The following is a 15,191-nucleotide window of genomic DNA, read 5'->3' as shown; positions in this document are numbered from 1 at the left end:
CCCAATGCAACAAAAATTAGAAAATATTAAATTTGTTATTACTGATGTGGATGGCGTGCTCACCGATGGACAACTCCATTATGATGCTAATGGTGAAGCGATTAAAAGTTTTCATGTGCGAGATGGTTTAGGCATAAAAATGCTGATGGATGCAGGTATTCAAGTAGCAGTGCTTTCTGGTCGAGACTCTCCTATTTTACGTCGTCGTATTGCCGATCTTGGTATTAAATTATTCTTTCTTGGCAAACTTGAAAAAGAAACGGCTTGTTTTGATCTTATGAAACAAGCAGGCGTCACTGCCGAGCAAACCGCTTATATTGGTGATGATAGCGTAGATCTACCCGCCTTTACAGTGTGTGGAACTTCTTTTGCTGTGGCTGATGCCCCTATTTATGTGAAGAATGCTGTTGATCATGTACTTTCCACTAATGGAGGAAAAGGCGCATTCCGTGAAATGTCCGATATGATTTTACTGGCACAGGGAAAATCTTCTGTGTTTGATAGTGCCCAAGGTTTCCTAAAATCAGTGAAAAACATGGGACAATAAAATACCTAAAAATAAACCGCACTTAGACAATCCCAAGTGCGGTTATTTTTATGCGTGTTTTTTATAATGCTTTTAAGATGTCTTCCACACGATCTTTTGCATCACCAAAGAGCATTTGCGTATTCTCTTTGAAGAATAATGGGTTTTGTACGCCAGCGTAACCCACAGCCATTGAACGTTTGAACACAATCACATTTTGTGCTTTCCATACTTCTAACACAGGCATTCCCGCGATTGGGCTATTTGGATCTTCCATAGCAGCTGGGTTTACCGTATCGTTCGCACCGATAACCAATACCACATCAGTATCAGCGAAATCGTCGTTAATTTCATCCATTTCAAGTACGACATCGTAAGGCACTTTTGCTTCAGCTAAAAGCACGTTCATATGCCCCGGTAAACGTCCTGCAACAGGGTGAATACCAAAACGAACGTTCACACCACGTTCACGCAATTTTGCCGTAATATCAGCGACTGGATATTGTGCTTGTGCAACAGCCATACCATATCCCGGAGTGATAATGACAGAACTTGCATTTTTCAACAATTCAGCCACTTCTTCTGCCGTAGTTTCACGGTGTTCGCCTTGTTCTTCGCTTGAAGAAACTTGAACATCGTTACCAAAACCACCCGCAATTACGCTCACAAATGAACGGTTCATTGCTTTACACATGATGTAAGAAAGAATTGCACCAGAAGAACCAACAAGCGCACCTGTAACGATGAGCAAGTCATTATTCAACATAAAACCCGCTGCAGCCGCTGCCCAGCCTGAATAGGAGTTAAGCATTGATACCACAACTGGCATATCTGCCCCACCGATTGATGCCACTAAGTGCCATCCAAATGCAAGCGCAATCGCTGTCATTAATAACACAGGGAAAATGCTTTCTGGATTATTTAAGAATGCAACCATCAATAATACAGATACCACAAGTGCAGCTAAATTTAATTTATGGCGATGCGGCAACATTAATGCTTTTGAATTAATTTTTCCGCTTAATTTACCAAATGCGACAACAGAACCAGTGAAAGTTACCGCACCGATAAAAATACCTAAAAATACTTCGACATTATGAATATTCGTTAATACAGCTTGCTCTGCTACAAATGCGGCTTGTGCTGCTGCATCTAATCCTTCTGGCATTAACGCCTCATGGTGTAAACCATAGCTATTAAAGCCTACGAGTACAGCCGCTAAACCGACGAAACTGTGAAGAATCGCCACAAGTTCTGGCATTTCAGTCATTTCTACTTTTAATGCACGTTGAACACCGATTGCACCACCGATGATCATCGCAATAATGATCCAAAATGTTCCTTCAGAATGAGGTCCAAAAATGGTTGCGATAAGGGCAATTGTCATACCAACAATACCGAACCAACAACCCGCTTTAGCAGTTTCATGTTTAGAAAGTCCTGCCAAGCTCATAATGAAAAGTAATGCTGCTAAAATATACGCAGCCTGTACTAAACCTTCAGACATTGTGCGCTCCTTAACCTTTTCTAAACATTGCTAACATACGTTGTGTGACACGGAAACCACCAAAAATATTGATACTTGCCACCAAAATCGCCACAAAAGCTAAGGCATCGATAAATAAATTGCCTGTTGGCTGACGAATTTGTAATAACGCGCCTACAATAATAATGCCTGAAATTGCATTCGTTACTGCCATTAATGGTGTGTGAAGTGCATGGCTAACATTCCAAACCACGTAATAACCCACCACGCAAGCTAAAACAAATACAGTGAAATGTGATAAAAATGCAGCTGGCGCCACAGAAGCTAACCAAAGGAATAACACGCCAACACCTGCCATCACACCGTATTTCACACGAGGATCTGTTGGTTTAGATTCTTTTTTCTCTGCCACTGGTGCAACTTTGGTTTCTTGTTTTGGTTGTGCAGACACTTGAATTTGTGCTGGTGGAATTTCTTCCCCATCACGAACAACGGTCACACCACGAAGAACCACATCTTCAAAATCAATATTGATATTGCCATCTTTCTCTTTGCACAAAAGTTTTAATAAATTGACTAAGTTTGTGCCATAAAGTTGAGAAGATTGCGTTGGTAAACGGCTTGGGAAATCGGTATAACCAATCACTTTCACTTGATTTTCAGTTGTAACAACTTTCCCTGCTTGCGTATATTCACAGTTACCACCAGTTGCAGCTGCTAAATCCACAATCACCGAACCTGGTTTCATTGAATCCACCATTTCTTTGGTGATTAAACGAGGCGCTGGTTTACCCGGAATGGCTGCCGTAGTAATAATAATATCGACTTCTTTAGCTTGTTCTGCGTAAAGCTCCATCGCACGACGGTTAAATTCTTCCGACATCACTTTCGCATAACCATCACCACTGCCACCTTCTTCTTTAAAATCAATTTCTAAGAAGCTTGCACCCATACTCTGAACTTGCTCTTTCACTTCAGGACGAGAGTCAAAAGCACGAACAATCGCCCCAAGGCTATTTGCTGCACCAATTGCCGCTAAACCAGCCACACCAGCACCAATCACCAACACTTTTGCTGGTGGAACTTTACCTGCAGCAGTAATTTGCCCGGTAAAGAAGCTACCGAATTCATGCGCAGCTTCAATAACAGCACGATAACCAGAAATATTCGCCATAGAAGAAAGCGCATCCAATGCTTGCGCACGAGAAATACGAGGCACTGCATCCATTGCTAACACATTAATTTTCTTCGCGGTGAGTTTTTTCATTAACTCAGGATTTTGCATACGCCAAATAAAGCTAACAAGCGTTGCCCCTTCCTTCATTTGAGCAATTTCTTCATCTGTCGGTGCATTTACTTTGAAGATAATATCCGATTGCCAAATTTCAGCCGACGTACCGATCTTCGCGCCTGCCTCTAAAAATGCTTGATCTTCAAAACTAGCTTTAAAACCTGCATCGTGTTCCACGATCACGTCAAAGCCCAATTTCAATATTTGCTGAACCGTTTTCGGCGTTGCCGCCACACGGCTCTCATTCTCAAGCAGCTCTCTAGGTACACCAATTAACATACTGTTTCCCTCTGATTGATGATTGGGTTGATGAGATTAATGAACAAACCTTCGCCTATTCATCGTTAAAATGACAAAAAGTCAAACGGATACAACTGTATCATTGATTGAATAAAAATAGGTAACGTTTTTAAGTGGTTTTACAAGATATTGTGATAGGGATCACGAAAAATCTCATATAAAAAACATCTCAAAAATTTAACCGCACTCCAGCGGAATAGTTACCCAACACTTCTTCATTAAAACGACTCTAATTTACCACTTTGACTTAGTGCAAGCTCTGTTGTGATATCTGTTTTAATCGCAGCAATCTCTATTCTTGTACCGTTTTGCCTGTACGTTTTAATTTCTCCGCGTCATCTTTAATTATGATATTTTGTGTACGGCAAAGGCGAAGTCAATGGCCATCGCCGTTTAGGTGTGTTACTCACTCGTGATATTTCCGTAGAAAAAGCATTAAAAAAAGTAGAACGAGCTTACGTGAAGTTGGATGTAAAACTATAAGATTTACTTAACATAAGTATCATTAAAAATACAAAAAGTGCGGTCAGTTTTTGAGAGGTTTTAAAACTCTTTGAAAGTTGACCGCACTTTACATCTAGATACTTTAAATTTTCTTAATCAAAAATTAAAAATATAGCTAATTATTAAACAATTAAGATCGTAAAGTTTAATTGTTTTAAACAACATAATTTTATAAAGTAAACTTATAAAGAATAATCATTATTTATTTTTCATATTTTTACTCAAGTAAAAACAGAATAGAAGCAAAACTAATATTAATGGAAACCATTTTAATGTCACTAATAAACTAACCTTACTAAAATCAAACTTAAACTTGTATAAAGCTAATGCATACATAAATAAAATTGATATCAATGACATTTTCAAAACAAGAAAAAAATCATTTCTCATGTTTATTTGCCTCCTTCAATTGTTCATAATATTTTTCAAAAGAATTTGTCATTGCCTCTTTTATAAGAGGAAAGCCCGTATAATGTCCAAATTTATTTTCAAGCCCTGAGCTTAGGATATTGCTTCCTGTTGTTTTAACAATATCATAGTTCCCACTATCTTTAGCCCAATCAACAGTCACTCCAAGCCCAATAACAGGAAGTATTGGCATACCTGTAGTTGCTCCAGCTGAAAAGAATGAATATCCAACCTCTTTAGTAGATTTCAATAAATTATCTCTTGTTAACGACTTCCCATTAGCATAATCATTAGCCTCGAAACCTGCTTTAATACCTCCAGCTGCCACGGCATTAGTTAAAGCTACTTTTGAGAGGTTTTAAAACTCTTTGAAAATTGACCGCACTTTTAAGCACCTTTGTTAATTACTGCCAAGGCTTAGCATCAGGCTTGCTATGTTTTTTTCGCCATTGGATACATATTGGACTATCCCACATTGTTTTTTCTTCACAGATCGGCCCACCTTCTAGATACCAACCTTTTTTCTCTAAACAAAGATTGACCTCCGGATTATCACTTTCTCCTACCACATAATCCATACCGCAATCCTTCATATCTTTTTCTTTTCTATCAACATATTTAGTTAAAACATTAGGATCTGATTCAGGGAATAATGCATCTGCATTATGTAAGCGCCAATGATCATGTGGTGGAAGTGGTTGAAACCATCCACTACAGCTTGTAAGCAATAAGATTGAGGGTATTAAGAATAAAAATCTTATTTTCATTTTATTTCTCCTTCGCTTTATTTAATTCAAAAATAGTTCTTTCATTACCCATTTTAAGATCTCTCTTCGTTCGATATCCATCAATAACGCATTGTCGTTGCCCTAAGCCATGGCAATTATGTACGGATAAACGTTCATCACTAAACATATCTGCTGTTCGCTGTAACCAGCTTTTATTCAGATTATTTTCAGATGTCGTTGCAGGATTTCCCCCCAATAAAATCGGCATACTACCTACTGGGTCACTAGCATGATTCTCAATCCGAATTGGACCATCTGAAGTTGTTCTTTCTTTACTCGTTTGCAATTGACTTAAATAGCCATCCGCCCCTACGATTGCGCGCGTTTCCTAACGCGTGCCCAAAACATCCGTTTTGTTTGATTAAAATTTTTACTATTTTCATTAACAACTTTATTCAGTTTGTCTATTTTAGTTAGATTCAAGCACGCGTCAGGAAACGCGCGCTATCTAGTGGCAGATCTTGCCTTTAGAAAAGTGCGGTCAATATTCAAGAGATTTTAAAATTCACTGAATATTGACCGCACTTTTAAACACCTTTGTTAATTACTGCCAAGGCTTAGCATCAGGTTTGCTGTGTTTTTTTCGCCATTGAATACATGCAGGTCTATTCCACATTGTTTTTTCTTCACAGATTGGTCCACCTTCTAAATACCAGCCTTTTTTCTCTAAACAAAGATTTACCTCCGGATTATCACTTTCTCCTACCACATAATCCATACCGCAATCCTTCATATCTTTTTTTCTTCTAGCAAGATATTTAGTTAAAACATCAGGATCTGAGTTCGGAAATAATGCTTTCTCATTATGTAGCTGCCAATGATCATGTGGTGGAAGTGGTTGAAACCATCCACTACAGCTTGTAAGCAATAAGATTGAGGGTATTAAGAATAAAAATCTTATTTTCATTTTATTTCTCCTTCGCTTTATTTAATTCAAAAATAGTTCTTTCATTACCCATTTTAAGATCTCCTCCAGTTCTATATCCGTCAGTAATACATTGCCGTTGCCCTAAGCCATGGCAATTATGTACGGATAAACGTTCATCACTAAACATATCTGCTGTTCGCTGTAACCAGCTTTTATTCAGATTATTTTCAGATGTCGTTGCAGGGTTTCCTCCCAATAAAATCGGCATACTACCTACTGGGTCACTCGCATGATTCTCAATACGAATTGAACCATCTGAAGTTGTTCTTTCTTTACCCATTTGCAATTGACTTAAATAACCATCCGCCCCTACGATTGCGCGCGTTTCCTAACGCGTGCCCAAAACATCCGTTTTGTTTGATTAAAATTTTTACTATTTTCATTAACAACTTTATTCAGTTTGTCTATTTTAGTTAGATTCAAGCACGCGTCAGGAAACGCGCGTTATCTAGCGGTAGATCTTGCCTTTAGAAAAGTGCGGTCAATATTCAAGAGATTTTAAAATTCACTGAATATTGACCGCACTTTTAAGCACCTTTATTAATTACTGCCAAGGCTTAGCATCAGGCTTGCTATGTTTTTTTCGCCATTGGATACATGGAGGTCTATCCCACATTAGTGTATTTTCACAAACAGGTCCACCTTCTAAATACCAGCCTTTTTTCTCTAAACAAAGATTGACCTCTGGATTATCACTTTCTCCTGCCGCCCAATCTATAATACCGCAATCAGTCATATCTTTTTTTCTTCTGTCAACATATTTAGTTAAAACATCAGGATCTGATTCAGGGAATAATGCATCCGCATTATGCAAACGCCAATGATAGTATGGCGGTAGAGGTTGAAACCATCCACTACAGCTTGTAAGCAATAAGATTGAGGGTATTAAGAATAAAAATCTTATTTTCATTTTATTTCTCCTTCGCTTTATTTAATTCAAAAATAGTTCTTTCATTACCCATTTTGAGATCTCCTTTAGTTCTATATCCATCAATAACGCATTGTTGTTGTCCTAACCCGTGACAATTATGTACGGATAAACGTTCATCACTAAACATATCTGCTGTTCGCTGTAACCAGCTTTTATTCAGATTATTTTCAGATGTCGTTGCAGGGTTTCCTCCCAATAAAATCGGCATACTACCTACTGGGTCACTCGCATGATTCTCAATCCGAATTGAACCATCTGAAGTGGTTCTTTCTTTACCCGTTTGCAATTGACTTAAATAACCATCCGCTCTTGTTACATCTGCTGCAGGGCCAACCATTTTAATTGTTGTACCCGAAAGTAACTTTTTAGCTCGGTTATCTTCCGTATTTAGCGCTTTTAATGCATTACTTAATGTTAATGTGCCACGACTATGAGAACCAAGGTATAAATCATCTTTACCATACTGCTTCATAATATTCATCGCTTGTAAACTTGAATTATCCATACCTAATAAGTTTCCAAAAGAAGTTTCAAACATTTTCTCATAACCCGCCACTAAGAGCTCTGACAAACCATTTTTCGCTTCAGGATGGTGAACAAAATAAACATCTTTATATACCTTTTGATCTATATTGCCTGTTTTATCATCCCTGCCTGCAATGTAGTTTTGTACCGCAAATTTTGCTGCTGCATTATGATCATTAAAGATGCCATTAAATGCAACGACATATTTACTCTCTGTTTTCCCTGTTTTGGGATCAGTATAAGTAACTTTTTGTAATTGATTACGCTCTTGATCTGACAACTCATGCAATTGATAAATATTGCGTCCTTTACTTACTTGTTGATCATAGTATTCTTTTCGATTTACACCTTTAGCATCAGCTTCTTCATCTATTTTCTTCAGAATTTCTGGATCCTTTATAAGATCTCCTTTTTCATCCACTTTATGAGTAAACATCCGATGTTCTGCGATAAACATTGTTCGATAAGCTTCATCCGTAACACCACCAACATTCTTCGCAAACGCTTGAATCGTTGCAACATCCTGCTCAACCTCTTTTTGCATTTTCGCATGATCTACTTTTTCAAGTTTGTTTACTTCTTGCTCAGTAGATTTCTTGATAGTCTCAATATTCTGTTTACCCTGCGTACTCGCAATATTAAAGTTACCATCACTAATCACAGCATTAGTTGTACTCTGATTATTTTCACTTTGACTTCTATTGCTCGCTAAATTAGCTAGACCAATTTTTGCTGCAGCGTATAAATCTGTACTATGAACATCATCTGTGCCTAAACCAAATTTTACCAGCGATTGATTTGCTTTATTTGGATTCGCCTGTTCAAAGGTTTCGCCCTTTCTATCCTCACCACGATAAATTTTATTTAAAGCTTTATCCTCATCAGAAGTTTGATCACGATCTACAGAAAAACCTCCCATCAATCCCATCGCAGATGATTTCGCATTAGAATAATTTTGAATATTCGAATATTCGAAATCTTGTGCTGTCATTTGATTTTTCTCTTTTGGTGCACTTGAAATGATAGCGCCACCAATAGAAGAAACTTTATTTTTTACATTGATATCATAGCCATCATTACCTGCAAAAATTCCTGCCTGTTCATTTACACTCGCATAGTCTGTATTGACTTTCGATTTATTGAAACTACCACCCGCAGCAAAACCGTAGCCTACTGTCACACTAGCACTTGCATTCATTTGCTTACCGCGATAGCTAGATTTATCTTGCAAGCTTTCAATTTTCAGATTTTCTGCATCTAATTCGACACTTTTACCTTTAACTTGACTGCCCGCAAGGGTTACATCTCCGCCTGCTTTAACCACAGTTTTACTTTGGCTATCTCCCACATGGCTTGCAACATAAGTGGTTTCATCACCATTACCGTAACCTTTTCCGTAATTACCGCCTACAGTAATACCTGCTGCTACGCCATTGCTGACTTTAATAGCAACACCAGCATTAAAACCACTTGACTTGTTGGTGCTACGCTCTTGATGGTTTTGTTCTGCTGCTTTGATGTTTACTTGATTATCTGCCATCAAAGTCGTGCCTTGTTTACCAGAAATATCCGAGCCTTCAATATTAATATTAGAATCCTTTCCAGCACCCGTTGCTACAACATTAACCTTGCCACCCGCATTAACTTGAGATTTGGCTGCGGTTTTTCCTTCAGTATGCGTGCGAGATTCATTTTTTTGTTGGCCATAAGTGATTTGAACACCGATCAAGGAGTCGACATCCCCTTCACCATTCATAAAATCTTTGACATCCGTTACAGCTTTAGTTCCAGATTGATAGGCACGATAAGCCTCAAAACCAGCATTAGCTGCCACCATCGCATTCACACGACCATGCTTACTCTCACCTACTTGTCGAGTTGATTGCACCACGCCTTGTGCTGCTTGAATAGCAGAAACAACAGGAGAGGTAATAGCAATCGTTAAACCTTTTTGTTCAAAGGTTTGTTTGGTATTGGTTTCATATTTATCATCAGCCGCTTTAATATCGACTTTTTTCGCTAGAATATTCACATCGCCGTCTTTGATTGCACTCACCTTACTCGCAGTTTGAGTATAAGTGTTTTCTGCAATCATCGTAGTATTACCGTTCAAGCTACCTACTTGGCTACCTTGTGCATAAAGCTTAGTCTGATCACTTTCCGTGGTTTGTTTTTGAGAACCAAAGGTTACTCCAATACCACCTCCCAACATGCCTGATTTTTTCTTGCTGTAATAATCATCAGAGTAGACTCGGTTCTCAGCCTCACGAATATCAATATTTTTGGCCTTCACCGTCAAACCATTACCAGCTGCTACATTTGAGCCTTGAATAGTGATATTTCCATTATTTGAATGAAGATTAATTTTATCGGCATCCAAGATTGAACCTTGAGCAATATCATAATTGTGATTATGGCGACGAGTTTCGCCTTTTGATTGGAATACACCATGCTTAGTCCATTTTGTTGCCTCTGATAAACGTTCTTGCTGACGACTTTCATGAATATTAATATCACCTTCTGAAAGCACGCTCATTGTGCCATTACTTACCGCAGAAGCCCCGCGCATTTCAATAGCATTTTTACCCGCAAAACGAGCATCGCCTTCAATATTAAATTCTGACCCAATCTCATTATTCTGGTTGAGTTTATAATAGTTATTACTGTCTTTTACAAAAGATTGTTTATTTTCAGTTTCAACCGTACCAACATTCAGCGTATTGCCAGCTTGAATATCCGCATTCCCTTTCACATTAATCTGTGCACCTTTGAAGGTAATATCTTCCGTGGCTTGTAATAACAACTGTCCTGGATTATTTTTCTCTCCTACATTAATTGCACCAACACGATTAATCGTTTTATGCTTAAAGTGTTCATTATCTGCTGTTTCAGAAAGTGTGCTGGCAATGTTGATATTTTTCGCATGACCAACCAAATTTTCTGTAGCGTTAAGTTCCCCCCCTAAATTATCTAGGCGATTTTTCGCAAACAAATAAAGTTCTCTGCCTTGCAGTTTTCCACCCAAGTTTTCAACATTATTGGCATTTAAGTGGGTAAGGTTACGACCTGCAATCACACCACTATTTTTCATATTGCCTTGCGTATTGATAATTACATCATTTGCAGAGATCACTGCACCACGGCTGTCAATATCCGTATTACGCCCAACAATATAAACTTGTGGTACCAATACCTCTGCTTTACTACCATCTTTGAGTGTAACTTCACGTTTAACCATCCATACCATATCAGATGTTAATTCTTTCATCTGTTCTGATGTTAATGCTACACCTGGAATCAAATTTAAACGCTTAGCATATTGTGCACCATTATCCATCAGAGCTTTATATTGATCATAATCTGATAAATACCCATCAAGGAAACGTCTGCCTGTTAGCTTATTAACTTGCTCATTCACCAAGCGTTGCTCATAGAAACCATCACCTAAACGTTTAAGCAAATTTTGAGGATCATTGCGTAATTGATTAAACATATAATCAGAACTTAGCCATTTTGATTTCTGTGTAAAACGTGGATCTGTTTCAACTAAAAACTGTCCTGATGCTACTGGGTTAATTTTATAAAGACTTGCCTGTGGTAATGAAATATCCGGTAAGTGTGTTTTTATACCAATATTATCTTTATTTTTTACCACACCAGAGGTAACCGCTGCGAAATCAACACGATTTGTATTGAGATCTGTTTTTAAAGGTGTTTTCTGTTCAAGAGATACTCCTTGAAAATCAGATTTACCATTAACAGTTGTCCCTGTTTTTTCAACAGGTTCGTCAATTGTCAATAATTTCAAACCAAAACCAAAATCTTGTGTTGGATGAACATCAGTAAAATCGCTATAATGATGATAGTGATGATGCCCCTTTCTACCGCGTTTGCGTCTCACTTTATATTCTTGAACGAATTGACCTTCATCAGTGATATCAATCGTACCGTGTATATCATCATTATCTAATTTAGAAATTGCACCACTTAAACGTTCATTTGTTGATTGAGTAAAGATCTTATCGTCGAGTAATAATTTTTGACCTACAAAAATTTGACTTTGCTTATTATTCAGATCTTCACCTGAAAGGTGTAACTCTCCACCAATTAATATTTTTGCTGGATCCTGATGTTCTATTGTTGAAGTAGTCGTTGTTCTCGTATAACGCCATTCTTTCCAACCAAATCCTTCTATACGTGTGCCATTGTTTAATTGGAAATATGAATTTGGATTACGACTACCATTATTCAGGTTATAGTAGCCATCAACACCACCTCGATAACGATGTGAATCACTTCCTAATGAATATTCATTAATCTGTTCTTTTTCTACTTTTTTACCTAATTTTAAGTGTAAATCTTGGTTTAAAAGATGATGTGTGTTAATCCAACCACTTTCTAAAGCTTCAATGGTCGCACTTCCGTTATCAATGCTATTTGCGTAACCAGTTGCTTGATTATTTTCATCAAGTTTTCCACCGATATAGAGATTACCAAGGCTTAAAATTAAGGAATGATTGCGATTGATAAGATTCCCCACACCTAAATCAAGTCTCTCACGAGCAGCAATAGTGGCTGCAGTTCCATCAGCATTCTCAAGGTTATTTAATTTATTTGCTTGAATGGCAAGGTGCCCGCCATAAATACGAGCCGTACCAATGTTATTTACATCATTGGCTTTAATCACTGTGGTATCTCCATCAATTAAGCCAAAGTTATTTAACTTATTAGTTTGAATACGTGTATTTATTGAAGAAATTTCTGCATTAGCATTATTTTGAATAGTAGATCCTTCAACTGATGCTGAATGACCTACCACAAGGTTGGAATTATTAACAAAATCACCTTTTGTTTTAAAAGTAAGATTATTGCTTACACCAAAGGCTTTATTTAGGGTAAAGCTATCATTTAACTCAATACCCAAATCTCCTTTTGTACTAATAGAACCCTCATCAACTAATGTTTTAGCTTGCAATGTTGTGCCAACCACTGATTCAACTTTTCCTAGAGCGTTATTTACAACTAAGGTCAAATCTGGATTTATAATATCAACTCGACCAGCTGATAAAATCTCACCTTGTTGATTATCAAGAGATTGATTAACTGTAATATTTGCTGATTTTCCAGCATAAATACCACCCGATTGGTTTTCAATATGATCTGCATTCATTACTAAATTAGCTGTTTGAATACCTTGAGTAGGGGCATCTTGCTTAGCTTTTGTATTTTTATTATTTACATTTGTAACATTCAACACTAAACGATTTGTTGCACTAACCAAAGAGCCTTTATCACCTTCAGCCTGGTTATCAAGTGCGGTCAAATTTAATGTTGAATTTGCACTTTGAATAATTCCACCTTTGTTATTTAAATCTGAACCAGATAATGTTAAATCCTGAGATGAAATTACACCTTGTGCATTATTTATTGCAGCAGAAGAAATCGCTGCTGTTTTCGCTGAAATATCACCTTGTGTATTGTTCAAATTTTGGGTTTGAATCGTTAAATCAGACTCGCCCTGAATCACGCCTTTAAGGTTGTTTAAATCATTTGCAAGCAATGTCGCACGAGAAACCGATGAAATAAGGCCATCTTGATTATGTAAATTTTCTGTTTTTAATGATAGTTCACCTTGGCTATAAACAATACCACGCTGATTATTAAATTGATTAACTGATAAATCTGCGCGATTTCCAGCAATCAGTTTTCCATCTTCATTATTAACTTGCTGCGCAGTCAATAAAACTTGTCCACCTAACATTTCACCTTTCTGGTTATTTAATGTTGAGGTACTAATATCAAGGCTATTTTTCCCAAATAAATAACCAGATTGAGATTCAACATGTCCTGCATTCGTATTAAGTTTCACACCTTGGTTTGACCAAATCACACCTTGATTGTTTTGAATTAACGGACTTTGAATAGAGATCAAACCTTCAGCGGCAATCTTCCCTTCAGTATTATCTAACCCTTTTTTCAAATTCAATGAAAAGGCCTCTTTACCACGCTGAACCCAGCTACTCTTCTTATTATTAAGTTGTGCGGTATCTATCGCAAAATACCCTGCATTTAGGTTAGCATTCTCCGCTAAAATAATATCAGGACTGCTTAATGCAGTACGCCCCTCACTGTATAATGTTGCTTGATTCAAATTTAAAGGTGATTGAGTAGATTGGAAAGCAATACTATCAGCTGTTGATTGACTTTCAGATAAATCAAGGGTACCTGCTTTAGCATTAATTTGACCACTCGCTAGATGCTGAGCTTTAGATGAAACAGAATTTTCAGCTGAGAGCGTAATGCTAGCACCTTGGGCACTTTGACTATCTAATGAACGAGTCTCACCCTGTGTCGTTTCTTGAGCAGTTACACCTGCAGCAATTAACGCACCTTTACTAGCCTCAATATTCTTCGCTTGGTAAGTAACATTACCCTTCACTACAGTTTCACCTGTTTGAGTGAGATTATCCTTAGCTTGAACTAAGATCCCACCCTGACGCGAAACAATCGAACCATGTTGTGCCACATTAGCTTGAGAGCGTAATGATACATTACCTTGCTTAGTTTCAATTTTACCTGTATTTTCAATGGATTTTTTGGCGTTAATCTCGGCTTGTTGCGTTGAGCTGATAGTGCCACTATTGATAACTTTTCCTTGGCTATCAATCTTCACCTCACCTGCAGCAGCACCAATATGCCCCGCATTGCGCACACCAAGGCCTTGACCGTTATCCACTAAATGGATTTTCTCCGCATACATCCCGCCCAATTGGCTTACATCCACACTATAGCTTTGGTTTTCGCCTTGGGTATCAAAAGTGCGGTCAGTGTTATCGGTGTTTTTATCACCCACGTACACAACCGAATCGTTGGTGCGGTCAACGTTATTTTTACCTGTGGTAACTTTAATACCTTTCTTCGACCAAACCCCACCTTTGATTTCTGCTTTCTCCGCGATAATATCGGTGTAATCAGATTGGCTGTTATCCATCCCTTTTTGACCAACCGTCACTTTACCGCCTTTTACGCGATAGCCTTTCAATTCGCCATTTTCTACTTCCGCTTTACCGGTTGTCAGGGTTGTTCGCCCCGCATTAATCACACCACAGCCATCACACTGAATACCACTTGGGTTGGCAATCACGACATCCGCTTTTTTACCCGCAACCTCTACATAACCTTTTAAACGGCTTGGGTTGGCAGAGTTTACCTCGTTAAGAATCACTTTCGCTTCACCGCGAGCAACATTACGGTTACCCGCATAAGCCTCTACCGCTCCCCAAAGTGCATGAGCAGTCAAATTGAGCGCGGTATTCACATTGCCTTTTGCATCTGTGGTCGCTTTCTTAATTTGATTATTCACCACAGGTGATAATCCTGAAGCCACCACTTCCGCTGCCGGTCTGCCGGTCTGCCGGCTAAAGCGGTGCTGATAACATTTAATGCCGAATCAATGATAAGGCGTTGATTTCCACCCGTTTCGCATTCTTCGTTGTGCTAGTGG

The 15,191-nt window shown here is 38.1% G+C and carries 9 protein-coding genes and 2 pseudogenes; 2 read left to right on the top strand and 9 right to left on the bottom strand.

Going from position 1 to position 15,191, the window contains the following annotated elements; genetic code table 11:
• The first annotated feature begins 4 nt into the window (after positions 1 to 4).
• Positions 5 to 547, top strand: a complete 543-nt coding sequence (locus KP710_RS00620; RefSeq protein WP_111407444.1) for a KdsC family phosphatase — start codon at positions 5 to 7, stop codon at positions 545 to 547.
• Positions 548 to 608: 61 nt separating this feature from the next.
• Here the strand turns inward: KP710_RS00620 and pntB are convergent, their stop codons facing one another.
• Positions 609 to 2,033, bottom strand: a complete 1,425-nt coding sequence (pntB, locus tag KP710_RS00615) for a Re/Si-specific NAD(P)(+) transhydrogenase subunit beta (protein ID WP_118845317.1) — start codon at positions 2,031 to 2,033, stop codon at positions 609 to 611.
• 10 nt (positions 2,034 to 2,043) lie between these two features.
• A complete protein-coding gene (pntA, locus tag KP710_RS00610; protein WP_118845319.1) occupies positions 2,044 to 3,582 on the bottom strand; it encodes a Re/Si-specific NAD(P)(+) transhydrogenase subunit alpha in 1,539 nt (512 codons plus the stop codon).
• Between the two features lie 378 nt (positions 3,583 to 3,960).
• Here pntA and purT point away from each other — a divergent pair.
• A pseudogene (gene purT, locus KP710_RS00605) lies at positions 3,961 to 4,086 on the top strand (phosphoribosylglycinamide formyltransferase 2); the annotation flags it as partial.
• A 400-nt stretch (positions 4,087 to 4,486) separates the two neighbouring features.
• Here the strand turns inward: purT and KP710_RS00600 are convergent.
• The 7 genes and pseudogenes from KP710_RS00600 to KP710_RS00565 form a co-directional block, all read right to left on the bottom strand.
• The gene (locus KP710_RS00600) at positions 4,487 to 4,843 is read right to left on the bottom strand and encodes a hypothetical protein (RefSeq protein WP_118845321.1); all 357 of its coding nucleotides are present in this window, start codon (positions 4,841 to 4,843) and stop codon (positions 4,487 to 4,489) included.
• 76 nt (positions 4,844 to 4,919) lie between these two features.
• Positions 4,920 to 5,282: a hypothetical protein gene (locus tag KP710_RS09385; protein ID WP_005634597.1), complete on the bottom strand. Its 363-nt coding sequence runs from the start codon at positions 5,280 to 5,282 to the stop codon at positions 4,920 to 4,922.
• 1 nt (position 5,283) lies between these two features.
• A complete protein-coding gene (locus KP710_RS00590) occupies positions 5,284 to 5,589 on the bottom strand; it encodes a hypothetical protein (RefSeq protein WP_252346349.1) in 306 nt (101 codons plus the stop codon).
• Between the two features lie 258 nt (positions 5,590 to 5,847).
• Entirely contained in the window at positions 5,848 to 6,210 is a 363-nt protein-coding gene (locus tag KP710_RS00585; protein WP_107860479.1) for a hypothetical protein, read from the bottom strand.
• A 1-nt stretch (position 6,211) separates the two neighbouring features.
• Positions 6,212 to 6,511 carry a hypothetical protein gene (locus KP710_RS00580; RefSeq protein ID WP_252346348.1) on the bottom strand — a complete coding sequence of 100 codons (300 nt, stop codon included), beginning with the start codon at positions 6,509 to 6,511 and terminating at the stop codon, positions 6,212 to 6,214.
• 264 nt (positions 6,512 to 6,775) lie between these two features.
• Positions 6,776 to 7,141, bottom strand: coding sequence for a hypothetical protein (locus tag KP710_RS00575; protein WP_065264895.1), 366 nt, complete (start codon positions 7,139 to 7,141; stop codon positions 6,776 to 6,778).
• A gap of 1 nt (position 7,142) precedes the next feature.
• Positions 7,143 to 15,014, bottom strand: a pseudogene (locus tag KP710_RS00565) (hemagglutinin repeat-containing protein); the annotation flags it as partial.
• Positions 15,015 to 15,191: the final 177 nt, after the last annotated feature.

Source organism: Haemophilus sp. SZY H35 (assembly GCF_018829705.1).
Lineage (GTDB): Bacteria > Pseudomonadota > Gammaproteobacteria > Enterobacterales > Pasteurellaceae > Haemophilus > Haemophilus haemolyticus_K.
Note: the sequence above shows the minus strand (reverse complement) of the source record. Positions and strands in the feature narration are given on the sequence as shown.

Excerpts from the sequence above, each read along its gene's own strand:
- KP710_RS00620 (WP_111407444.1), top strand. The coding sequence starts at position 5 with ATGCAACAAAAATTAGAAAATATTAAATTTGTTATTACTGATGTGGAT.
- pntB (WP_118845317.1), bottom strand. The coding sequence starts at position 2,033 with ATGTCTGAAGGTTTAGTACAGGCTGCGTATATTTTAGCAGCATTACTT.
- pntA (WP_118845319.1), bottom strand. The coding sequence starts at position 3,582 with ATGTTAATTGGTGTACCTAGAGAGCTGCTTGAGAATGAGAGCCGTGTG.
- KP710_RS09385 (WP_005634597.1), bottom strand. The coding sequence starts at position 5,282 with ATGAAAATAAGATTTTTATTCTTAATACCCTCAATCTTATTGCTTACA.
- KP710_RS00585 (WP_107860479.1), bottom strand. The coding sequence starts at position 6,210 with ATGAAAATAAGATTTTTATTCTTAATACCCTCAATCTTATTGCTTACA.
- KP710_RS00580 (WP_252346348.1), bottom strand. The coding sequence starts at position 6,511 with ATGGGTAAAGAAAGAACAACTTCAGATGGTTCAATTCGTATTGAGAAT.
- KP710_RS00575 (WP_065264895.1), bottom strand. The coding sequence starts at position 7,141 with ATGAAAATAAGATTTTTATTCTTAATACCCTCAATCTTATTGCTTACA.